We start from the raw sequence: 22526 nt of genomic DNA on the forward strand, positions 1-22526 counted from the left end.
CACCGGCCGGTTCGCACGGCCGCTCCCGTAGACTTTCCAAGTGGCCGGGAGGATCAGGGACGAGGATGTGCAGGCGGTGCGTGCCGCCCTGCCGATCGACGCCGTGGTCGGCGACTACGTGCAGCTGGCCAACGGCGGCGGCGCCCAGCTGAAGGGCGTGTGCCCGTTCCACGACGAGAAGTCCGCGTCGTTCTACGTGCACCCGGGCAAGGGCGTCTTCCACTGCTTCGGCTGCGGCGAGTCCGGCGACACGATCACCTTCCTGATGAAGATCGAGCACTGCTCGTTCGCGGAGGCGGTCGAGCGGATGGCCGCCCAGGCGGGCATCACCCTGCGCTACGAGGAGGGCGGCTACAGCCCGCGCCACCAGCAGGGCGAGCGGACCAGGCTGGTCGAGGCGCACAAGGTCGCCGCCGCCTGGTTCCAGGAGCAGCTGGCCACCCCGGAGGGCGAGATCGGCCGCCGCTTCCTCGACGAGCGGGGCTTCGACGAGGCCGCCGCCAAGCACTTCGGGGTGGGCTATGCCCCGGCCGGCTGGGAGCATCTGGTGCGTTTCCTGCGCGGCAGGGGCTTCACCGACAAGGAGATCTCGGTCGGCGGCCTGGCCTCGCAGGGTCAGCGCGGCGGCCTGATCGACCGGTTCCGGGGCCGCCTGGTCTGGCCGATCCGGGACAGTTCGGGCGACGTGGTCGGCTTCGGCGCCCGCCGGCTGCGCGAGGACGACAACGGTCCGAAGTACCTGAACACCCCCGAGACGCCGATCTACAAGAAGTCGAACGTCCTGTACGGCATCGATCTGGCCCGCAAGGAGATCGCCAAGTCCGGCCGGGCGGTGGTGGTCGAGGGCTACACCGACGTGATGGCCTGTCACCTGGCGGGCGTCACCACGGCGGTGGCCACCTGCGGCACCGCGTTCGGCGAGGACCACATCAAGATCATCCGTCGGCTGCTGATGGACACCTCCACCTACCGGGGTGAGACGGTCTTCACCTTCGACGGTGACGCCGCCGGCCAGAAGGCCGCCCTGCGGGCCTTCGAGGACGACCAGAAGTTCGCCGCCCGCACCTCCATCGCCATCACCCCGGGCGGCATGGACCCGTGCGACCTGCGCCTCGCCCAGGGCGACGAGGCGGTCCGCGCCCTGGTGGAGAAGCCCGTCCCGCTGTTCGAGTTCGCGCTCCGCTCGGCGGTCGCCCGGCACCGGGTGGACACCGCCGAGGGCCGCGCCGCCGCACTCGAAGAGGCCGCCGGGATCATCGTCAAGATCAAGGACCGCTCGATCCAGCACGAGTATGCCGTCCAGCTGGCCGGCATGGTCGGCATCCTGGACGAGCAGTTCGTGGTCCGCCGGATCTCCCAACTCGCCCGCTGGCAGCGGGAGAACCAGCAGAACGGCCAGCGCCGGCCGCTGCACCGCGCCGAGCCCGCCGGGCAGCAGCCGGTCCGGCCGGAGCGTCCGGCGTTCCGGCTCAACCCGCGCGACCCGGCGCAGTTCGTCGAGCGCGAGCTGCTCAAACTCGCCCTCCAGCACCCCGAGTTGGTCAGCCCGGCGTTCGACCAGTACGGCGAGGACGAGTTCCCCACCCCGCCGTACCGGGCCGTCCGCCGCGCCATCGGCCAGGTCGGCGGCACCGCGTACGGCGCGAGCCTGCCGGACTTCACCGCCGCCGTCCGCGAGGCCAGCCCGGACGACCAGGTCCGCGGCCTGGTCACCGAGCTGACCGTGGAGCCGATCCGCTCCCGGCGCAAGGCCGACGAGGTGTACGCGGGGGAGTTCCTGGTCAAGCTCCGGCTGCAGGCCGTGGACCGCCGGGTCGGCGAGGTCCGCGCCCACCTGCGCCGGCTGGGCGACCGGGCGACCGCGGAGGAACTGCACCCGGTGCAGAGCGAGTTGTGGGCCCTGCAGCAGTACGGCCAGCAGCTGCGTTCGCGCGGCGCGGCCGCCCTCTGACCGCCGCCCGTCTGCTCGCCGCTCCCCGGGGCGCCCCCTCCCGCCCGGTGGCACCCGCGCGTGCGCCGGATGCCGTCCGTCGGGCTCGCGGCCGCCCGCAGGTGCCCGGGCACGCCGGGCTGGGTATCCCCTTCGGTGTGGCGCGGCAACCCCCAGGCCGCGCGCGGCCCCTGGAGGGATGCCCGTGGAGCTCTCAGTCGCCCGCCCGCACCGGTCCGCCCCCGCCCCGGACGCCGCGATCCCGCTCCGGCCGGGCCCGCAACTCCCTGCCGCCGAGCCCCCGGCCGAGCCCCCGGCCGAGCCCCCGGCCGGGCCGACGGACCCGGAGGCCGTCCCGGAGGCCGAAGCCGGCGCCGAGGCCGGAACCGTCCCCGAGACCGAGCCCACTGCCGCCGACCTCGCCGACGAGCCCCCGGAACCCGCCCTGGACGAGGGCGTCGGCCCGGCCGCCGACCTGCTGCGGCAGTACCTGCGCGAGATCGGCCGGATCCGGCTGCTGACCGCCGCCGAGGAGGTCGAACTGGCCTGCCAGATCGAGGCCGGCCTGTTCGCCGAGGAGGCGCTCGACCGCACCGCCCCGGGCGCGGACGAGCGGCTCGCGGACGACCTGGACCGCCTGGTCGTGCTCGGCCGGATCGCCAAGCGCCGCCTGATCGAGGCCAACCTGCGGTTGGTGGTCTCGGTCGCCAAGCGCTACATCGGGCGCGGCCTGACCCTGCTCGACCTGGTGCAGGAGGGCAACCTCGGCCTGATCAGAGCCGTGGAGAAGTTCGACTACGCCCGCGGCTACAAGTTCTCCACCTACGCGACCTGGTGGATACGCCAGGCGATGAGCCGCGCCCTCGCCGACCAGGCCCGCACCATCCGGGTACCGGTGCACGTGGTCGAGCTGATCAACCGGGTGCTGCGGGTGCAGCGCGCCCTGCTGCAGGAGCGCGGCGTGGAGCCGACCGCCGCCGAGGTCGGGGAGGTGCTCCAACTGCCGCCGGAGCGCGTCCGGGAGGTCCTCAAGCTGGCCCAGGAACCGGTCTCGCTGCACACCCCGGTCGGTGAGGAGGACGACGTCGCCCTCGGCGACCTGATCGAGGACGCCGACGCCGCCTCCCCGCCGGAGAGCGCCGCCTTCCTGCTGCTGCGCGAACACCTGGACGCCGTGCTGGCCACCCTCGCCGAGCGCGAACGCCAGGTGGTCCAGCTCCGCTACGGCCTCGACGACGGCCGCCCGCGCACCCTGGAGGAGATCGGCCAGCTGTTCGGCGTGACCCGGGAACGGATCCGGCAGATCGAGGCGAAGACCCTGCGCAAGCTCCGCGAGCACGCCTTCGCCGACCAGCTCCGCGGCTACCTGGACTGACCCGGCCCGCCCGCCCCGCCCGGCCGTCAGTGGTGGAAGCCGCTGCGCTGCGGCATGCCCAACTCGCTGAGCGGCGCGGGCTGGCGCTCCAACTCGGGCAGCAGCCGTCGCAGGTCGCCGAGCAGCAGGTCCGCCAAGTCCCGGGTGAACCCGTTGCGGCACACCAGCCGCAGCACCGCCAGGTCGGTCCGCCCCTCCGGGAACCGGTAGGCGGGCACCTGCCAGCCGCGTTCGCGCAGCCGCCGGGAGACGTCGAACACGTCGAACGGGCTGCCCTCGACCGTGCTGAAGGCGAACACCGGCAGCTGGTCGCCCCGGGTGATCAGCCGGAACGGCGCGAGCTTCTCGATCTCCCCGGCGAGGTACTCGGCGACGTCCCGGCAAGCCTGCTGCACGGCGTGGAACCCGGAACGCCCGAGCCGCAGGAAGGTGTAGTACTGAGCGACCACCTCCGCGCCCGGCCGGGAGAAGTTCAGCGCGAAGGTGGGCATGTCGCCGCCCAGGTAGTTGACCCGGAACACCAGCTCCTCGGGCAGCGCCTCGCCGTCCCGCCACAGCGCCCAGCCGACCCCGGGGTACACCAGTCCGAATTTGTGGCCACTGACGTTGATCGAGGCGACCCGGGGCAGCCGGAAGTCCCACTCCAGGTCCGGGTCCAGGAACGGCGCGACCATGCCGCCGGAGGCGCCGTCGACGTGCACGGGGATGTCGAGCCCGGTGCGCTGCTGGAGGTCGTCCAGGGCGGCGCAGATCTCGGCGATCGGCTCGTACGAGCCGTCGAAGGTGGAGCCGAGGATGCCCACCACGCCGATGGTGTTCTCGTCGCAGTGCGCCACGGCCTGGTCGGCGGTCAGGTGGAAGCGGTCGCCCTCCATCGGGACCAGCCGCGGCTCGACCTCCCAGAAGTTGCAGAACTTCTCCCAGCAGACCTGCACGTTGATGCCCATCACCAGGTTGGGCCGCGCCCCGGCCGCGTACCGGTCGGCGTTGCGCCGCATCCAGCGCCGCTTGAGCGCCATCCCGGCGAGCATGCAGGCCTCACTGGAGCCGGTGGTCGAACAGCCCACCGCCGCACCGGGATCGGGCGCGTGCCACAGGTCGGCGAGGATCGCCACGCAGCGCCGCTCCAGCTCGGCGGTCTGCGGGTACTCGTCCTTGTCGATCATGTTCTTGTCGCGGCACTCGGCCATCAGCCGGTCCGCGTACTCGTCCATCTGCGTGGTGACGAAGGTCGCCAGGTTGAGCTTGGCGTTGCCGTCCAGCATCAGTTCGTCGTGGATCAACTGGTACGCGACGGAGGGCGGGATCGGCATCCGGGGGAGCCGGTGCAGCGGCGGGGCGACCTGCATCGCGCCCAGCGGATCGGTCAGTACGTGCAGCGGACTGAACGGCAGCCGGCGGTCGTCCTGCCCGTGCGCCTGTCCCTTGTGCAACGCCATGACGGAACGTCCCTCCACTCGTGGAGCCCCCACGTTGTCACCCCTTACGGGCCGACGCACCCTCAACAGCCGCTCGGACGACCGCTCCGGACGCCGGATCAGGAGCTCGCGGCGGTCTCCGGGTGGTACTGCTCGCGCATCGCCGCGTACTGCTGGCGGACCGCGTTGCCGACCGCCAGGTCGTGCTCCTGCTCGGGGGCGAGCAGCGTGACGTCGGGCAGCTCCCACCGCGGGGGTTCGGGCGTCCCGGCGAGCGCCCAGGCGGCCTGGCGGGCCGCGCCGCGGGCCGCGTGGTCGCCGCGCGGCGGTATCACCACGGGCAGCCCGAACACCAGCGGCGCGATCTGCTGGACGGCGGGCAGCCGGCCGGCGGTCCCCAGCAGGAACACCCGGTTCACCGCGACGCCGTGGCCGCGCAGCACGTCCAGCGCCTCGGCCAGGTTGCACAGCATGCCCTCGACGGCGGCCCGCGCCACGTGCTGCGGCGCCATCGACTCGGCCCGCAGCCCGGTCAGGGTGCCCGCCGCCTGCGGGAGCTTCGGGGTGCGCTCGCCGTCCAGGTACGGCAGGAAGACCATCCCGTACGCGCCCGGCGAGGACTGCAGCGCCAGCTCCGACAGGCCCTCCAGGTCGGTGCCGAGCATCGCGGCGGTGGAGCGCAGCACCTGCGCGGCGTTCAGCGTCGCCACCATCGGCAGGTGCCGGCCGGTGGCGTCCGCGAACGAGGACACCAGGCCGGACGGGTCGACCACCGCCCGGTCGTGCACCGCGAAGATCGTGCCGTTGCCGCCCAGCGACACCACCGCGTCGCCCGGGCCCAGCCCGAGCCCCAGCGACGCCGCCATGTTCTCGCCGGTGCCGGCCGAGATCAGCAGCCCTTCGGGGGTGTGCCCGGCGGGCTCGGCCGGGCCGAGCACGTCCGGCACCTTCAGCTCGTGGCCGAACGCCAGCTTGATCAGGTCCTGCCGGTACTCGCCGGTGATCGGCGACCAGTAGCCGGTGCCGGACGCGTCGCCGCGGTCCGTGGTGCGCCGCCGGGTGCCGCCCAGGAGCTGCGAGACCAGCCAGTCGTGCGGCAGCAGCACTTCGGCGATCCGCTGCGCCGACACCGGCTCGAACTCGGCCAGCCAGCGCAGCTTGGCGATGGTGTACGTGGGGCCGGGGACGGCGCCGATCGCCTCCACCCAGGGCTCCGCGCCGCCGAGCGCGTCCAGCAGCGCGGCCGCCGAGCCCGCCGAACGCGGGTCGTTCCACAGCAGCGCGGGCCGTACCAGCACACCGCCGGCGTCCAGGCCGATCAGGCCGTGCTGCTGCGCGGACACCCCGATCGCCCGGACACCCTCCAGCAGGCCCCCGGCGGCGGCGTCGCCCAGCGAGTGCAGCCAGGACTGCGGATCGACCTCGGTGGAGCGGGCGTCGGCGCCCTCGGGCAGCGGATGGGGGGCCCGGCCCTGCCGCAGCACGGCGCCGGTGTCGGCGTCGCACGCGACGATCCGGGTGCGAGTGGTGGAGCTGTCGATGCCCGCGACGATGGCCATGCCGAGATCATGCCGCAGTCGGCGGCCGGGGCGGGCCGGACTGCCGCAAGTGTTGCCCAGTCGGTACCGGAACCGGCCCCGCCGCCGACCCTCCGTGCCTGGTCGGAGGCGTTCCGTGCGCCGCCGGCGGGATCAGGCCTGCGGTGCCGCCCGGGCCCCCGCCGCGATCAGGGGCGGACGGTGCCCCAGCCGTCGTCCTCGCCGTGGTGCTTGGCGAAGTACGGGACGCGCTCGGTCAGCGCGTTCGGCAGCTTCTCGCCGACCTTGTCGGCCACCGCCCCGGCCGCCTTCCCCGCCACCGCGCCCGCCTGCTGCTTGGCCTTGCCCGCCGCGTCCTGCACCCGCGGGTTCTCCCGCAGCTGCCGGGCCGCACCGGCCAGCTGGTCGTACCGCTCCCGCCCGGCCCGGGCGCCCAGGACGTACCCGATTCCGACGCCCACGATCAACGACAGCTTCCACATGCCCTGGTTCCACCCTTCGTCGCGCGCGATTGTGTGCCGCGTCTACCCGTCCGGCCGGGCCGTGAACCGCCCTGCCGGTGGCGGGTCCGGGCCACCCGGAACCGCCGTGCACCAGCATCCCCGCCCGCACCGTACGGCGCGCGCGGGGCACGCCGCACCCCCCGGTGCCGGGCACCCCCGGGCGGCCCGCGGCCGAGGTGGGGGAGGCCGCTGCCGAAAGCGATTGGCGGAACACCCCCCTGAGTGCGCTAGTGTATGTCCCGCAGCGAGCACCGAGGGCCCGGAGAGATCCGGAAGCCGGGGTGGGCGAGGCGGAAGCACGATCCTCCATAGCTCAATTGGCAGAGCAGCCGACTGTTAATCGGCAGGTTATTGGTTCGAGTCCAATTGGAGGAGCGCGGTCCCCCATAGCTCAATTGGCAGAGCAGCCGACTGTTAATCGGCAGGTTATTGGTTCGAGTCCAATTGGGGGAGCTTCACCGGAAGTCGCGGTGATCAGTACAGAGCGAAGGCCCTTCGGTGAGACCGAGGGGCCTTCGTGTCTCCCGCCCCGGGTTCCCCCGCGCGTGTTCCTGCTCACGGCTCAGCCGCCGGCCTGCCGGTAGAGGGCGGCGAGGCGGTCGCCGAAGGCCACGCTGTAGGAGACGTCCGGGCTGTTGCCGCCCTGCTGATAACCCCCTATGACGCCGACGACCTGGCTCTGCTCGGTCACCCAGGGGCTGCCGCTGGTGCCGTCGGTGAAGCCGGAGCAGTCGAAGCGCTGCTGGGTGCTGCTGCGCGAGGTGGTCCGGCCCTGGCACGTGATGGGGGACGTGGAGCTGTTGGGATAGCCGGTGACGGTGACCTTCAGGCCGACTCCCTGCCCGGTGGCGAGCGAGTAGCCGCCCACCTGGTCCTCCACCTGCCGGCCGTTCAACGCGTCGAGGAGGAGGAACGCGACGTCGTACCCCTCGTTCTCGTCGGGCCCCCAGCGCGGGTCCACCAGTACCTCGGACACCGGCCAACTCCCGTACGGGGCGCGCTGGTCGCGGTAGCCGGGGGCGAACACCAGGTCGTCCAGCGGGACGCCGTGCGGGGCCGCGCAGTGGGCGGCGGTGATCACCAGGTTGCGGCCCCGGCTGCGCACCACGGCGGCCGTGCAGGCCCGCATGCCGTCGGTGTCGTCCACGAACAGCGGCCCGATCCGGTTGCTCGCGGTGTCCGCCGGCGCGGGACGGGCGGTCGGGCCGTCGTCGCCGGACTTCGCGGCGGAGGTGCAGCCGGTCGCCGCCGCCAGCAGGAGCAGCACAGCGCAGGCCGCGGCGGCCGGGCCACGGCCCGTTCGGGAAGAGGTGCGCGGCACCGTCACTCGCTTCTGCTCGGCGGCCCGCCCCGGGTGTCGGGCGGCGGATGCAGCAAGATCTACCAGGGCCCGCGCCGCACCGGCAACCGGCCCGGCGGCGGGCCCGGCCGAGTGGGCGTCAGGAAGGCTGCGGCGTCCGCGAGTCGTGCGTGCGGGGCGGGTCCGGCGGGGCGGCCCCGACGGGCGGTGATCGGGTTGCCGCTGCTGTCCGTTCCGGGGCGGGCTGGGGCGTTCGGGGCCGGGCTGCCGCGGCTGCGCGGGCGCGGACCGGTCGTGGGCTGCCCGACGGTCTGACGTGGCGTCACCTGCGCGAACGCGAGGCGTCGGGGTCGGCGGCCGGGGCGGGAGGGGCATCCGGGCCGGGCGGTCGCCGACCCGGCGGCCGCGGCCGACAGCTGCGCCGTACCCGCGCCGTTCCGGTGCGTTCTTCGCTCGTCGGAGTGACCGCCGGACGGGCGGCGCGGGCGGACGGAAAAGGGGCGGACCCGGATGCGCCCCCGGCGCGCACCAGGGGTGATCGACCGGCTATGCTGCCGGGGGCGTCCCTGAGGGGCCGTCCACTGCTGCCAGGGCCGCGTGTCGGTCCCGGCGGGTCGAGTCGGGGGGCGGTAGCTCAGCCGGTTAGAGCAGGGGACTCATAATCCCTTGGTCGTGGGTTCGAGTCCCACCCGCCCTACCTCGGCCGCTGATCGAACGTCAGCCGATGGGGCCCCCTGACCAGGTGAAACGCCCCGGCCTGCCACGCAAACTGTAGGGCATCGGCGTGTCGGGCGGCCTGTTTCCGGGCTGAGATTCACCCTCCGGGGGACATTGCTGCGGCCGTTGTGACGCGGTTGTGCGGGGTTTGTACCAACCTTCGAGTCGATCGTGGCTGCCCGGCTGTCACGCGGCGGCGACGTCGGGTCTGATCGGCCCTCAGCAGGATCGCTCCGACAGGTCCGGTGGGTCCGACGGCCTGGTGCCGGATCCCTGACCTGCGGTTTTCCTCCTGAGCTGCGCGCGCATCCACCGATCGGATGATGCCGGTATCAACCGGAAAGCTCGCCGGGACTGGCCGGTCGGCCGACGAATCGCGGTGGGCGACAGGGCAAATATCAAGTGGACCGGGATTTCGCCCCCACACCGCGTCTGTCGAGGCCTTCCGTGCTGTACCTGCCGTCCCTCAGGAGGAGAACCGTGATGACGACCGCATTGGACCAGCGGCTGCTCGACGCCGCGCCCGCCGGCGATGTGGCCGCCGTCCGGTCCGCCCTGGCCGCCGGGGCCGACCTGGAGGCACGGGATCCGCAGGGGCGGACGGCGCTGCTGGCCGCCGCGCTGGCCGATCAGGTGGCCGTCGCCGAGTTCCTGGTGGCGGCGGGCGCGGATCCGGATGCGCAGGACCACCGGGAGGACAGCCCGTGGCTGGTCACCGGCGTCACCGGCAGTGTCGCCATGATGCGGGCGCTGCTGGTCGCCGGTCCGGATTTCGGGCTGACCAACCGCTTCGGCGGGATCAGCCTGATACCCGCCGCCGAGCGCGGCCATGTCGCCTACGTCCAGGCGGTGTTGGCGGAGACCGACCTCGATGTCGACCACGTCAACCGCCTGGGGTGGACGGCCCTGCTGGAGGCCGTGATCCTCGGCGACGGCGGCCGCCCGCACACCGAGATCGTCCGCCTGCTGCTCGCCGCCGGCGCCGATCCGCAGCTCGCCGACGCCGACGGTGTGACGGCGCTCCAGCACGCCGAGCGCCGCGGCTTCACCGGCATCGCCGCACTGCTGCGCGCGGCCGCAGCCGATTCGTGGAAGGGAGACGCCTCATGACCGCCCGCCGACGGCGCACCGCACTGCCGCTGCTGGCCGCCGTCCCGGCGCTGGCCGCCCTGCTGGCAGGCTGCGCCACACCGGACGGCGACGGACCGGGCCCGGCCGCTCCGGCCGCCCGGACGGCACCCGCTCCGTCCGCCGACGCGGCGCCCGCCGGCCTGCCCACTCCGGAGGGCACGCTGCTGGTCGCCGACTTCGGGGCGGACACCGTGACGTTCGTCGACCCGGAGCGCGGCGCGATCGGTTCGGTGCGGGTCGGCACCGCCCCGTACGCGGTGGCGCTCGGGGCGGACGGCCAGGCCTGGGTGAGCACCGCCGAGGGCGTCGCAGAGGTGGACACCCACACCCGCTCGCTGCTGCGGAGCATCGCGTACCGCACCGGCACCGGCCCGGCCGAGACCGGCGAGTACCGAGGGGGCGGCATGGGGCTGGCGCTGTCGCCGGACGGCAGCCGCCTGTACGTCGGGGTCAACATACCGGGGATGAACGGGGTGTTGGAGGTGATCGACACGGCGTCCGGCCAGGTCACCGGGGTCGCCCCGGTGGGGCGGCGGCCGTTCGACGTGGACGTGTCGGCCGACGGCCGGGAGGTGTACGCCACCGGCCACGACTCCTTCGACGTCACCGTGGTGGCCGCCGAGGGGTTGGCCACCCGCCGGATCCAGGTCGCACCGTACGGGACGGAGGGCGGGCTCGGATCCTGGCTGAAACCGCACTACGCGGCGGTCCGGCCCGGTGACGGCAGGCTGCTGCTCCCGTTCGAGGGCGAGCGGCTGGCCGTGGTCGACCCGGCCACGGGGCAGGTGTCGATCGAGCCGATGACGGCCAACACCCACCAGCACGGCGCCACCGTCGCCCCGGACGGCCGGCTGCTGGTGGTCGGCAGCGGCCCCATCACCAGGGACGACACCGGGCCGAGCCTGACCGTCCGCCAACCGGACGGCCGCGAACGGGTCTACCCGCTCGGCCTCCCGCACGAGAACGTCGCCCTCTCCCGGGACGGGCGGACGGCGTACGTCACCGGCGGCTTCACCCGGGACGGCGCGTGGGACGGGATCACCCTGGTCGATCTCGAATCCGGTGCCACCCACCGCCTGGAGGTAGGACACCGCCCGTTGGGGGTCGCCGTGCTCTGACATCCGATCGCGGCCCGCCCGTCGTCCCTGTCCCACCCATGCGGGCGGCAGGTGGCCGGCGGGCCCCGGCTAGGGTGAGCGGATGCTCGTGCCTGCTGACCTGCCCACGCCGTTGACGGTGGTCGACGACCCGGAGCTCGCCGCCGCAGGGGTCGAGCTGAGGCTCAAGCGGGACGACCTGGCGCACCCGACCGTGCCGGGCAACAAGTGGCGGAAGCTCGCGCCGAACCTGGAGCGGGCCCTCGCGGACGGCTGCAAGGCGCTGCTCACCTACGGCGGGGCGTACTCGACGCACGTGCGGGCGGTGGCCGCGGCGGCGCGGGCGCTCGGGTTGGCGAGTGTCGGGGTGATCCGCGGGGCCGAGCTGGCCGGGATGCCGCGGAACTGGTCGCTGGCCCGGGCCGAACGGGACGGGATGGCACTGGAGTTCGTCGAGCGCTCCGTCTACCGCGAGCTCGCCCCTGGGCGGCACGAGCACCGGCCCGGGCACTTCGTGCTGCCCGAGGGCGGCTCGAACGCGGCGGCGGTGCGCGGGGCGGCGGTGGTCGCGGAGGAGTTGGCCGCGCAGTTGCCGGGCATGGGCGCGGCGGACGTGGTGTGCTGCCCGGTCGGCACCGGCGGGACGCTGGCGGGCATCGCCGCCGGACTGCCGCTGGACGCACGGGCGTTGGGCGTGGCGGTGCTGCGCGGCGAGGGCTACCTGGAGCGCGAGGTGGGGGCCCTGCAACTGGCGGCCTACGGGCGGGAGTTCGACAACTGGCGGCTGGTGCACGGCTGGCACGGCGGCGGGTACGGCCGGGTGCCGGAGGAGCTGGAGCGGTTCGCCGCGCGGTTCGAGGCCAGGCACGGGGTGCCGGTGGAGCGGCGGTACGTGGCGAAGGCGCTGTCCGCGGTGTACGACCTGGCCCGGGCGGGGGAGTTGGCGGGCCGCCGGGTCACCCTCGTGGTGACCGGCCTGCCGGATCCGGATCCGGATCCGGATCCCGCGGGCCCGTGACGGACCCGGACCCGGCCCGCGTCGTCGCCGTCGTGTCGCAGGCGTGGCGCGGGCCGGGTCGGCGGGGCTCAGCCGAAGCTGAGGTCGCTGCAGAGATCGCTGTCGGCAGGGCGGGTGTTGCCCGTGATGCCCTCCGGGATGGCGGACGGGACGCTGCCGCCGGACGCCCCGGGGACGGGGGTGTCGGCGCCGGCCCGGTCCTGGCCGAGGGTCAGGGTGAGGCCGTCGCCGCCGGAGCCGGCGCGGACTTCCGCACCCGGGTACAGCTGGGCGAGGTGCTCGGCGGCGGACCGCTGCCCGGGCGCGTACTCGATCAGCGTGGTGGACCGGGCGGCGGTGTTGCTGCCGAGCGTGATGTCGCGGTAGCCGTTGCTGCGCAGCGCGAGTTCGGTGCGCCCGGCCAGCCCGCTCGACTTGGCGGCGTTGTGGATCAGGATCGGCACGTCCGGGTTCATGCCCTCGGGGCTGCCGGTGGCCGACGGGCTCCCGGGGGCGGACGGACTGCCGGAGGCCCCGGGCGACGCGCTCCCGGACGCACCGGCGGACGGGACGCCCGACGGGTCGCCCGAGGCACCTGCGGACGGGCTCGCGGAAGCACTCGCGGGGTCGTCGGTGAGGCGGCCGTCCAGGGTGCGGTCCTGGCGGAGCAGGTTCCACAGGATGCTCGCGTCGGGCTGCACGATGGCGACCCGGGCGCCCTGGAAGCGCCAGGGCAGGGTGACGAACTGGATGTCGCCGAGCTTGATGTTCCGCAGCGACTGGGCGAACTCGGCGAGCTTGTACGGCGATCCGAGGCCGGGGTCGACGGTGAGCGACTTGGTGGCGGCGTCGGCCAGCGGCAGCAGGGTGGTCAGGTCGAAGCCGTCCTTCTGCACCTTGCTGATCAGCGAGGACACGAACGCCTGCTGACGGCGCATCCGGCCGATGTCGGAGCCGTCGCCGAGGCCGTGCCGGGCGCGGACGTAGTCGACCGCCTGCTGCCCGGAGACGGTCTGGCGGCCCTGGGCCAGCTGGATGCCGTAGGAGTTGACGTCGTTGGGGACGCACACGTCCACCCCGCCGACGGCCTCGGTGATGGCGGCGAAGCCCTTGAAGTCGACGACCAGGGTGTGGTCCACCCGCAGGCCGGTCAGTTCCTCGACGGTGTTCTGCGTGCAGGCGGGGTTGCCGTTCTTGAACTCGCCCACGGTGAAGGCCGAGTTGAACATCTGGTTGGCCCGGGCGTTGGTCCAGCGGCCGTCCGCGAGGCGGCACGGCGGGATGGTGACCAGGGTGTCCCGGGGGATCGACACGCCGACGGCGTGTTTGTGATCGGCGTAGACGTGCAGCAGGATCGCGGTGTCGGAGTGCCCGACCCCCTCGTCACCGCCGCCGAGGTCGCTGTTGCCGTCGTTGCGGGTGTCGGAGCCGAGCAGCAGGATGTTGACGGGCGGCCCGCCGCCGCCGGTGGGTGCGGGCGGCCCGGCCGGCGGGCGGCTGGAGGCGATGCCTTCGGGGGAGAAGGTCGTGATGTTGTGGTCGAGCCGCTGGTAGTACCAGGCGCCGAGTCCGGCGGCGACGACCACCAGCACGGCGGTGGTCGCTCCGAGGCCCTGGGCTATTCGGCGGCCTCTTCGGCGGCGTGGTGGAGCCGCGGCAGGGCTCTGGGTGGCGTCGGTCATCGGTCCGGGATCTCTCTGCGCGCAACGGGAACTGGTGCCCGAGGGGCGGCACTTACCGCCTCCGCGACACTGCGGAGGGGGCGGTCGTCACCACTTAGACGGTGCGGCGACGGGAATGGTTACACGCGAACCATCATTTCCGAGAGATTTTTCGACCCTCGAACCGGGGTGCCCCCGAACCGCTCGGAGGACTCCCTGGTGGGCGGCCCGAGGGGCGCTCCGACGGGTGGTCAGCCGGGTGGTCAGCCGGGGGTCGAGGAGTCGAGCATCCGCCGCAGCAGGTCCCGCAGTTGGGACCGCTCGGAGGCGTCCAGCGCGGCCAGCGGCTCACGGGCGAAGTTGAGCGACTCGCGGAGCTCGGAGGAGGCCGACAGGCCCGAGTCGGTGGCGGCCACCAGCTTCACCCGGCGGTCCTGCGGGTCGGCCTCGCGGGTGACGAAGCCGCGGCCCTCCAGCCGGTCGACGATGCCGGTGATGTTGGACGGCTCGCAGGAGAGGGTCTGCGCGATGTGCCGCATCGGCATCGGTCCGCGCCGCAACAGGGCCAGCACCTTGGCCTGCGCGCCGGTCAACGAGCGGGCCGCGGCGGCCTCCTCGTACTCGCGGTGGAAGAGCCCGACCAGGCGCGCCATGAGGTCGACGACCTCCACGGTGATCGGGTCGGCGGTCGGGACGGGCGCCTCTTCCATGGCCTGCTCCTTCTCCATGGGTCCGATTCTAGCTGAACAGTTGACAACATGAACCTTTCATCCACAGGATTACTTGAGACAGTGAACCTTTCAGGTTGACGGAGGAATGTGAGATGGCAGAGCAGGACCTTCCCGCGACCGGCCGTGAGTGGCACCTGGCCGCCCGCCCGCAGGGCTGGCCGGTGGCGAGCGACTTCGCCCTGGTCGAGGCCCCGGTCCGGCAGCCCGGCCCGGGTGAGATCGTCGTGCGCAACGCCTACCTGTCCGTGGATCCGTACATGCGCGGAAGGATGAACGACCAGGAGTCCTACGTCCCGCCGTTCGCGCTCGGGGAGCCGATGGACGGCGGCGCGGTCGGCCGGGTGGTCGCCAGCAACGCCGAGGGCTTCGAGGCCGGCGACGCCGTGCTGCACGGGCTGGGCTGGCGCGAGTACGCCACGGTGAACGCGGCGCACGCCGTCAAGGTCGACCCGGAACTCGCGCCGCTGTCCGCCTACTTGGGCGTGCTGGGGATGCCGGGCCTGACCGCGTACGCCGGTCTGCTGGAGGTCGCCTCGTTCCGGGCCGGCGACGTGGTGTTCGTCTCCGGCGCGGCCGGGGCGGTCGGCTCGCTGGTCGGCCAGATCGCCCGGCTCAAGGGCGCGGCGCGGGTGGTCGGCTCGGCCGGCTCCGCGGAGAAGGTCGCCACCCTGGTCGACGGCTACGGCTTCGACGCCGCCTTCAACTACAAGGACGGCCCGGTCGCCGAGCTGCTCGCCAAGGCCGCCCCCGAGGGCATCGACGTCTACTTCGACAACGTCGGCGGCGACCACCTGGAGGCCGCGATCGGCGCCCTGCGGGTGCACGGCCGGGCCACCCTGTGCGGGGCCATCGCCCAGTACAACGCCACCTCCGCGCCCACCGGGCCGCGCAACCTGGCGCTGGCCATCGGCAAGCGGCTGCGCCTGCAGGGCATGCTGGTCAGCGACCACGGCGCGCTGCGCGGCCAGTTCCTGGAGGAGGTCGGCGGCTGGCTCCGGGACGGCTCGCTGCGCTACGACGAGACCGTCGTCGAGGGAGTGGAGAACACCGCGGAGGCCTTCATCGGCATGCTGCGCGGCGTCAACACCGGAAAGATGGTCGTCCAGGTCTGACGCGGCCAGTCGCGGCCGGCCGCGGCCGGTCTCGGCCGACGGGGCGGAACGGCCCTGAATCGGATGATCCGACAGTAGGTCAACTGCACCGCCGTCAATTCGCCTCCACCGGGCGCGCGCTCCGGTGGGGGCGCGCGTTTAGGGCCGTTCGGGGGAGGTGAGCGCTGTGGGGGTAGACCTCCCGGGGGAACCGACTAGCATGGAGTGAAAGCTTGTCCGTTTTGCTCGATTTGATGACCTAATGTCGAATAAGTTGAGCGTCACGGGGTAGCCACTGGTCAGTACCTACCGGCGACGGCGCGAGGCAGCTGGGGAAGGCGACCCTCGTCCACAGCCAGGAGGTCCCGGTGACGACACGTGGTGTGCTCTACATCCACTCCGCGCCACGCGCGCTGTGCCCGCACGTCGAGTGGGCGGTGGCGGGCGCCCTCGGCGTGCGGGTCAACCTCGACTGGATCCGGCAGCCCGCCGCGCCCGGCCACTGGCGGTCCGAACTCTCCTGGCACGGGGAGCCCGGTACCGCCTCCAAGCTCGCCTCCGCGCTGCGCGGCTGGCAGTTGATGCGCTACGAGGTGACCAGCGAGCCCTGCGCCACGGCGGAGGGCGAGCGGTACTCGTCCACGCCGAGCCTCGGCATCTTCCACGCCGTCACCGGCATCCACGGCGACATCCTGATCCCCGAGGACCGGCTGCGGGCCGTGCTGCTGCGCTCCCGCAGCGAGGGCAGCGACCTGGAGACGGAGATCGGCCGGCTGCTCGGCAAGCCGTGGGACGACGAGTTGGAGCCGTTCCGGTACGCCGGGGAGGGCGCGCCGGTGCGCTGGCTCCACCAGGTGGTGTGAGGCGGGAGAGACAGGGCCGGCCCGGCACTCGCGAGGAGTGCCGGGCCGGCCCCGTGGTGTCGCGGCGTCAGACGGTGCGGAAGGCCAGCACCACGTTGTGGCCGCCGAAGCCGAAGGAGTTGTTGAGGGCGGCGATGCGGCCCTCGACCGGGAGCTTGCGGGGCTCGTCGCGGACGATGTCGGCGTCGATGTCGTCGTCCAGGTCGACCACGTTGATGGTCGGCGGGGCGATCCGGTGGTGCAGGGCGAGGACGGTGGCGACCGTCTCGATGCCGCCGGCGCCGCCGAGCAGGTGGCCGGTCATCGACTTGGTGGCGGAGATCGCCACGTGGTCGAGGTGCTCGCCGAGCTCCCGGCTCAGCGCCTTGACCTCGGCGGTGTCACCCTGCGGGGTGGAGGTGGCGTGCGCGTTGACGTGCACCACCTCGGCCTTGTCGAGGTCGTTGCGGTCGAACAGGTCGGCGATGGCGCGGGCCACGCCGGCGCCGGTGGGCTCCGGCTGGGCGATGTGGTGGGCGTCCGAGGACAGGCCCTGGCCGATCGCCTCGCAGTACACGCGGGCCCCGCGGGCGGCGGCGTGCTCGGCGGACTCCAGCACGATCACGCCGGCGCCCTCGCCGAGCACGAAGCCGTCGCGGGCCTTGTCGTACGGGCGGGAGGCGTGCTCGGGGTCGTCGTTGTTCTTGGACATCGCCATCATGTTGGAGAAGGCGACGATCGGCAGCGGGTGGACCGCCGCCTCGGTGCCGCCGGCCACCACGACGTCGGCGCGGCCGCTGCGGATCATCTCGATCGCGTAGCCGATCGCCTCGGCGCCGGAGGCACAGGCGGAGACGGGGGTGTGCACGCCGGCCCGGGCGCCGACCTCCAGGCCGACGTTGGCGGCCGGGGAGTTGGGCATCAGCATCGGGACGGTGTGCGGGGAGACCTTGCGGACGCCCTGGTTCTTCAGCACGTCGTACTGGTCGAGCAGGGTGGTGACGCCGCCGATGCCGGAGGCGATGACCGCGCCCAGGCGCTCGGGGGCCAGCTCGGTGGAGTCGTCGGTGGCCGGGGCCTCGAAGCCCGCGTCCTTCCACGCCTCGCGGGCGGCGATCAGCGCGAACTGGGCCGAGCGGTCCAGCTTGCGGGCCACCGGGCGGGGCAGGATCTCGGACGGCTCGACGGCGACCCGGGCGGCGATCCGGACCGGCAGGTCGGCGGCCCACTCCTCGGTGAGCGCGCGGACCCCGGACCGGCCGGCCAGCAGGCCCTCCCAGAATGTGGCGGCGTCGCCGCCCAGCGGCGTGAAGGCGCCGATACCCGTGACGACCACGGTGCGGTTTTCAGCAGTCACTGGTTTCTTCTTCTCTCACGTTGAGCGTTGAGCGGAGGGCCGGACGAGCCGGCGAACCGGACGAGCCGGAGGGAAAGGGGGCCGGTCGGGGCGCGGCTGGCGCTCCCCGACCGGCGGCCTGACGGCAGGTCAGACGTTGGCGACGATGAAGTTCACCGCGTCGCCGACGGTCTTGAGGTTCTTGACCTCGTCGTCCGGGATCTTCGCGCCGAAGCGCTCCTCGGCGGCGACGACGACCTCGACCATGGACAGCGAGTCGACGTCCAGGTCGTCGGTGAAGGACTTGTCGAGCTCGACGTCCTCGACCGGAATGCCGGCGATCTCGTTCACGATCTCGGCGAGACCTTCGAGAACCTCGGTCTGGGTAGCCATATCGGCTGCTCCTCTTCGGTGGTGACGGCGGACGGTCCGACGGACCGCCGCGGGTTTCAGGTGGTGCGGAGAAAAAACGCCTAGGGGAGAGTAACGACTGCTGCGGCGTAGACCAGTCCGGCCCCGAAGCCGATGATCAGCGCGAGGTCGCCGCTCTTGGCCTCGCCGCGCTCCAGCATCCGCTCCATGGCGAGCGGAATGGAGGCGGCGGAGGTGTTGCCGGTCTCGACGATGTCGCGGGCCACCGGGACCTCGGCGGGCAGCTTCAGCGTCTTGATCATGGCGTCGATGATGCGCATGTTGGCCTGGTGCGGGATGAACGCGCCGAGCTGGTCGGCGGTGATCCCGGCGGCGTCCAGCGCCTGCTGGGCGACCTTCGCCATGTCGTACACGGCCCAGCGGAAGACCGTCTGGCCCTCCATCCGCAGGGCGGGCCACTTGGTCTCCTCGCCCGCGCCGTTGACGGCGTCCGGCTTGGCGAACGCGGTGTCCCAGGCCTGGGTCTGCGAGATCACCTCGGCCTGCGAGCCGTCCGCGCCCCAGACCACCTTGCCGATGCCGGGGGTGTCGGACGGGCCGACGATCGCGGCGCCCGCGCCGTCGCCGAAGATGAACGCGGTCGAGCGGTCCGACTGGTCGGTCAGGTCGGAGAGCCGCTCCACGCCGATCACCAGCACGTACTCGGCGCTGCCGCCGCGCACCATGCCGTCGGCCAGGCTCAGGCCGTAGCCGAAGCCCGCGCAGGCGGCGGAGATGTCGAACGCGGGGGCGGTGCCGCAGCCGAGGCGCTGGGCGATCTCGGTGGCGATCGCCGGGGTCTGCTTCAGGTGCGAGACGGTGGCGACGATGACGCCGCCGATCTGCTCCGGAGCGATCCCGGACATCGTGATGGCCCTGGACGCCGCCTGCACCGACATCTCGGCGACGGTCTCCTCCGGACCGGCCCAGCGGCGCTCCGCGATGCCGGACCGCGAGCGGATCCACTCGTCCGAGGAGTCGATCCAGTTCAGCACCTCGGAGTTCGGGATCACCCGGGTCGGGCGGTAGCCGCCGACCCCGAGGATGCGCGAGAACTGGGCGCCGGTGGCCGGCTTGATGGTGACGCTCATGCGGACTTCTCCTGGTTGCCGTGCTCGGCCACGAGCTCGCGGGCCCGGTCGAGATCGGCGGGGGACTTCAGGGCCAGCGTGGCGACGCCCTTGACGTTCCGCTTGACCAGATTGGTGAGGGTTCCGGCGGGGGACAGCTCGATCACGGCGGTCGCGCCCAGCTGCTGCAGGGTCTCCATGCACAGGTCCCAGCGGACCGGGTTGGACACCTGCGAGACCAGACGGGCCAGCACCTCGGCGCCGTCGCCGACCACCTTGCCGTCCTTGTTGGACACGTACGCCACCGCCGGGTCGGCCGCCGTCAGCGTCGGCGCCAGCTTCTCCAGCCGGGCCACGCCCGGGGCCATGTGCGCGGTGTGGAACGCGCCCGCGACCTTCAGCGGGATCAGCCGCGCGCCGGCCGGCGGGTCCGCCTTCAGCGCGGCCAGCTGCTCCAGCGTGCCGGCCGCGACGATCTGGCCGCCGCCGTTGTTGTTCGCGGGGGTGACCCCGTGCTCGGCGAGCTTCGCGGCGACCGCCTCCGGGTCGCCGCCGAGCACCGCCGCCATGCCGGTCGCGGTGGCCGCGGCGGCCTCCGCCATGCCGAGGCTGCGCTCGCGGACGAAGGCCAGCGCGTCCTGCTCGGACAGCACCCCGGCCAGCGCCGCGGCGGTGATCTCGCCCACACTGTGGCCGGCCAGCGCGCCGACCGACGCCGCGACGCCGTGCGGCAGCAGCGCCTGAGCGGTCACCAGGCCGGCGGCCACCAGCAGCGGCTGGGCGACGGCGGTGTCCTTGATCTCCTCCTCGGAGGCCTCGGTTCCGGCGTGCACCAGGTCGAGGCCGGCCACCTCCGACCACTGGCGCAGCCGGTCGGCGACGCCGTCCAGTTCGAGCCAGGGGTTGAGGAAGCCGGGAGTCTGGGCACCCTGTCCAGGGGCGACGATAACGAGCACGGTTCAACCCTCTCTCGCCGGACGCCGTGGGGCGGGTAGGCGACGATGACGAAGAAAAGCACGTCGGATTGTGGATTCCCTACAGTTCGATCAGCCCTGATCAGGCCCGGAACCGAGACGCCCCAGGGCAAGGGCGATGCGCAGGGTGAACGCCGAACGCACGTCCGACGGAGCATAGCCGGTGACATCAGTCACACGACGCAGCCGGTAGCGGACGGTGTTCGGGTGGACGAAGAGCATCCGGGCCGCGCCCTCCAGGGAGGACGCCTGCTCCAGATAGACACTCAGCGTCTCCAGGAGTGCCGAACCGGCCTCCTCCAGGGGTGTGTAGATCTCCTCCACCAGCTGACGGCGCGCCACCTCGTCGCCCGCCAGCGCGCGCTCCGGCAGCAGGTCGTCGGCGAGCACCGGGCGGGGCGCGTCCGGCCAGGCGGCGCACGCCTTCAGGCCCTGCGCCGCCGCGTGCGCCGAGCGCGTCGCCGACAGCAGGTCGCCGACCGTCGGGCCGACCACCACCGGGCCCGGCGCGAACTGGCCGATCAGCGCCCGCGCGGCGTGCACCGGCTCCTTCTCGCCGCCGACCACCACCACCAGGCGCCGGCCCAACACCCCCGTCAGCACGTGCAGTTTCGCGTACCGGGCAGCCCGCCGGATGGCCTCCACCACCAGCTCGCTGTCACCGTCCGGGGCACTGCCCATCACCACCCGCACCTGGCTCGGCTGACCCCAGCCCAGCGCCGCCGCCCGGGACAGCACGCCCTCGTCGGCGTCCCCCGACAGCAGCGAGTTGACCACCAGCGCCTCCAGCCGGGCGTCCCACGCGCCGCGCGCCTCCGCGGCCTGCGCGTACACCTGCGCGGTGGCGAACGCGATCTCCCGGGCGTAGACCAGCACCGACTCGCGCATGCCCGCCTCGTCGCCGGGCGCGGCCACCTCCTCGATGGCCTCCTCCATCACCTCGATCGTGGTGCGGATCAGCTCCACCGTCTGCCGCAGCGTGATCGCCCGGGTCAGCTCGCGCGGCGCGGTGCCGAACACGTCGGTGGAGATCGCCTGCGGCGCCTCCGGGTGCCGGTACCACTCGGTGAACGCCGCGATGCCCGCCTGCGCGACCAGGCCGATCCACGACCGGTGCTCCGGCGGCATCCGCCGGTACCACGCCAGTTGATCGTCCATCCGGGCGATCGCCGCGGACGCCAGCTTGCCCGCCGACTTCTCCAGCCGCTTCAGCGTCGCCGCCCGCAGCTCGGCGCGGTCGGCCGCCAGGCGGCGCTCCTCGGCGGTCATCCGGCCGCGACCCGGCACCGCGGCGGCGCGGGTCGGCTGCGCCGGACGTCTCGCCGACCTCTTCTCCGGGGCGGGGGACTCGCCGGACGACCGGTCGGATGCTTTGTCGGGTTTCGCTGAAGCGGATGGCACGGCACTAGCCTGCCTCACGCGGACGGGTGCTCGTGCACACCCCGCGCCGAGAAGGCCGGTGGCACCCGTCACACCGGCTACCGTGGTGCCCGTGAGCGTGGATTCCTCGCCCCAGGACGGGCACCCCTTCGAACCCTCCGAACCCGCGTTCGCGGCCGTCCGGAAGGAGCGCGGCCGCGCCGACCTCCGCCGCACCGCCGAGCGTTACCTGTCGGAACCCGCCGAAGGCATCACCACCCGGCACTCCTTCTCCTTCGCCGGCCACTACGACCCGAAGAACACCTCCTTCGGCGCGCTGCTCGCCTGCAACGAGGAGACCCTCGCGCCCGGCGCCGGGTACGACGCGCACCGGCACACCGACACCGAGATCGTCACCTGGGTGCTCTCCGGCGCCCTCGCCCACCGCGACGACGCGGGGCACGCGAGCGTGGTCCGGCCCGGGATGGTGCAGGTGCAGTCGGCGGGGGCGGGCATCACGCACACGGAACGGAACCCGGGCGGGGCCGACAGCGCTGTGACGTTTCTTCAAATGTGGCTCCAGCCCGACGAGTTCGGCTCCCCGCCGGGGTTCGGGCTCCGGTCGGTCGAGGCGGCGGACGGGCTGACGCTGCTGGCTTCCGGGCGGCCCTCCGACGATGCGCTGCGCCTGCGGCGGGCCGACGCGGCCCTCTGGCTGGTCCGGGCCCGGGCGTGGGCTCCGCTGCCCGAGCTTCCGGCCGCGCCCTACCGCTACGTGCACGTGGTCGCCGGGTCGGTCGGCTACCGGACGGTGCCGGGACCGCAGGGCGGCGGGCGCTCGGCGAGCGCGGGCGACGCGATCCGGATCACGGGCGACGCGTTCGCGGATCCGACGGCGGGGGAGGGCGGGGTGGAGTTGCTGCTCTGGGAGATGCACACGCCTGTGCAGTTCGGCTGAGCGCACAATCAGGGGCGCGGGGAGACTGGCGCGAGCGGGTGGGCGCGAAGACAGGGGCGCGGGGAACTGCGCGACAAGCGCAAGTCA

Annotated in this window: 19 protein-coding genes and 3 tRNA genes; 11 read left to right on the plus strand and 11 right to left on the minus strand. The window is 73.3% G+C overall.

Annotated features, from left to right (window positions below; all coding sequences use genetic code 11):
- Positions 1–40: 40 nt before the first annotated feature.
- Both dnaG and ACWEMJ_RS02060 read left to right on the plus strand, forming a co-directional pair.
- A complete protein-coding gene (dnaG, locus tag ACWEMJ_RS02055) occupies positions 41–1951 on the plus strand; it encodes a DNA primase (protein ID WP_452134981.1) in 1911 nt (636 codons plus the stop codon).
- 178 nt (positions 1952–2129) lie between these two features.
- Positions 2130–3305, plus strand: coding sequence for an RNA polymerase sigma factor (locus tag ACWEMJ_RS02060; protein WP_452134982.1), 1176 nt, complete (start codon positions 2130–2132; stop codon positions 3303–3305).
- Positions 3306–3331: 26 nt separating this feature from the next.
- Here the strand turns inward: ACWEMJ_RS02060 and ACWEMJ_RS02065 are convergent, their stop codons facing one another.
- The 3 genes from ACWEMJ_RS02065 to ACWEMJ_RS02075 form a co-directional block, all read right to left on the minus strand.
- On the minus strand, positions 3332–4744 hold the full coding sequence (locus tag ACWEMJ_RS02065) for a glutamate decarboxylase (RefSeq protein ID WP_452134983.1): 1413 nt from the start codon (positions 4742–4744) through the stop codon (positions 3332–3334).
- Positions 4745–4842: 98 nt separating this feature from the next.
- A complete protein-coding gene (locus tag ACWEMJ_RS02070) occupies positions 4843–6282 on the minus strand; it encodes an FGGY family carbohydrate kinase (RefSeq protein ID WP_452134984.1) in 1440 nt (479 codons plus the stop codon).
- A gap of 167 nt (positions 6283–6449) precedes the next feature.
- Positions 6450–6743: a hypothetical protein gene (locus ACWEMJ_RS02075; protein WP_452134985.1), complete on the minus strand. Its 294-nt coding sequence runs from the start codon at positions 6741–6743 to the stop codon at positions 6450–6452.
- 323 nt (positions 6744–7066) lie between these two features.
- Here ACWEMJ_RS02075 and ACWEMJ_RS02080 point away from each other — a divergent pair.
- Both ACWEMJ_RS02080 and ACWEMJ_RS02085 read left to right on the plus strand, forming a co-directional pair.
- Positions 7067–7139: transfer RNA gene (locus ACWEMJ_RS02080), tRNA-Asn, on the plus strand.
- A 5-nt stretch (positions 7140–7144) separates the two neighbouring features.
- A tRNA-Asn gene (locus ACWEMJ_RS02085) sits at positions 7145–7217 on the plus strand.
- A gap of 109 nt (positions 7218–7326) precedes the next feature.
- On the opposite strand, the gene ACWEMJ_RS02090 is transcribed toward ACWEMJ_RS02085, so the two are convergent.
- Positions 7327–8031 (minus strand): trypsin-like serine peptidase, encoded by a 705-nt coding sequence (locus ACWEMJ_RS02090; RefSeq protein ID WP_452134986.1) that lies wholly within the window; start codon positions 8029–8031, stop codon positions 7327–7329.
- Positions 8032–8687: 656 nt separating this feature from the next.
- On the opposite strand from ACWEMJ_RS02090, the gene ACWEMJ_RS02095 reads away from it, so the two are divergent.
- From ACWEMJ_RS02095 to ACWEMJ_RS02110, 4 genes are all read left to right on the plus strand, one after another.
- A tRNA-Ile gene (locus tag ACWEMJ_RS02095) sits at positions 8688–8761 on the plus strand.
- Positions 8762–9264: 503 nt separating this feature from the next.
- Positions 9265–9891: an ankyrin repeat domain-containing protein gene (locus tag ACWEMJ_RS02100; RefSeq protein WP_452134987.1), complete on the plus strand. Its 627-nt coding sequence runs from the start codon at positions 9265–9267 to the stop codon at positions 9889–9891.
- Positions 9888–11030: a YncE family protein gene (locus tag ACWEMJ_RS02105; protein WP_452134988.1), complete on the plus strand. Its 1143-nt coding sequence runs from the start codon at positions 9888–9890 to the stop codon at positions 11028–11030. Before ACWEMJ_RS02100 ends, ACWEMJ_RS02105 begins: the two co-directional genes overlap by 4 nt.
- Before the next feature lie 82 nt (positions 11031–11112).
- Positions 11113–12027 carry a 1-aminocyclopropane-1-carboxylate deaminase/D-cysteine desulfhydrase gene (locus ACWEMJ_RS02110; RefSeq protein ID WP_452134989.1) on the plus strand — a complete coding sequence of 305 codons (915 nt, stop codon included), beginning with the start codon at positions 11113–11115 and terminating at the stop codon, positions 12025–12027.
- A gap of 68 nt (positions 12028–12095) precedes the next feature.
- On the opposite strand, the gene ACWEMJ_RS02115 is transcribed toward ACWEMJ_RS02110, so the two are convergent.
- Positions 12096–13688: an LCP family protein gene (locus tag ACWEMJ_RS02115; protein ID WP_452134990.1), complete on the minus strand. Its 1593-nt coding sequence runs from the start codon at positions 13686–13688 to the stop codon at positions 12096–12098.
- A gap of 242 nt (positions 13689–13930) precedes the next feature.
- Complete coding sequence (locus tag ACWEMJ_RS02120; RefSeq protein WP_452134991.1) at positions 13931–14395, minus strand: MarR family winged helix-turn-helix transcriptional regulator; 465 nt, start codon at positions 14393–14395, stop codon at positions 13931–13933.
- A 95-nt stretch (positions 14396–14490) separates the two neighbouring features.
- On the opposite strand from ACWEMJ_RS02120, the gene ACWEMJ_RS02125 reads away from it, so the two are divergent.
- Positions 14491–15510: an NADP-dependent oxidoreductase gene (locus ACWEMJ_RS02125; protein WP_452134992.1), complete on the plus strand. Its 1020-nt coding sequence runs from the start codon at positions 14491–14493 to the stop codon at positions 15508–15510.
- A gap of 347 nt (positions 15511–15857) precedes the next feature.
- Positions 15858–16352 (plus strand): DUF3145 domain-containing protein, encoded by a 495-nt coding sequence (locus tag ACWEMJ_RS02130; RefSeq protein WP_452134993.1) that lies wholly within the window; start codon positions 15858–15860, stop codon positions 16350–16352.
- A gap of 67 nt (positions 16353–16419) precedes the next feature.
- On the opposite strand, the gene fabF is transcribed toward ACWEMJ_RS02130, so the two are convergent.
- From fabF to ACWEMJ_RS02155, 5 genes are all read right to left on the minus strand, one after another.
- Entirely contained in the window at positions 16420–17688 is a 1269-nt protein-coding gene (gene fabF, locus ACWEMJ_RS02135) for a beta-ketoacyl-ACP synthase II (protein WP_452134994.1), read from the minus strand.
- A 129-nt stretch (positions 17689–17817) separates the two neighbouring features.
- Positions 17818–18060, minus strand: a complete 243-nt coding sequence (locus ACWEMJ_RS02140) for an acyl carrier protein (RefSeq protein ID WP_073812203.1) — start codon at positions 18058–18060, stop codon at positions 17818–17820.
- A gap of 80 nt (positions 18061–18140) precedes the next feature.
- Positions 18141–19169: a beta-ketoacyl-ACP synthase III gene (locus tag ACWEMJ_RS02145; RefSeq protein WP_452134995.1), complete on the minus strand. Its 1029-nt coding sequence runs from the start codon at positions 19167–19169 to the stop codon at positions 18141–18143.
- Entirely contained in the window at positions 19166–20104 is a 939-nt protein-coding gene (locus ACWEMJ_RS02150) for an ACP S-malonyltransferase (protein ID WP_452134996.1), read from the minus strand. Before ACWEMJ_RS02150 ends, ACWEMJ_RS02145 begins: the two co-directional genes overlap by 4 nt.
- 90 nt (positions 20105–20194) lie before the next feature.
- Positions 20195–21391, minus strand: a complete 1197-nt coding sequence (locus ACWEMJ_RS02155) for a PucR family transcriptional regulator (protein ID WP_400895323.1) — start codon at positions 21389–21391, stop codon at positions 20195–20197.
- 223 nt (positions 21392–21614) lie between these two features.
- Here ACWEMJ_RS02155 and ACWEMJ_RS02160 point away from each other — a divergent pair, with 223 nt between their 5' ends.
- A complete protein-coding gene (locus ACWEMJ_RS02160) occupies positions 21615–22439 on the plus strand; it encodes a pirin family protein (protein ID WP_452134997.1) in 825 nt (274 codons plus the stop codon).
- Positions 22440–22526 lie beyond the last annotated feature (87 nt).

Source organism: Kitasatospora sp. NPDC004531 (assembly GCF_053602195.1).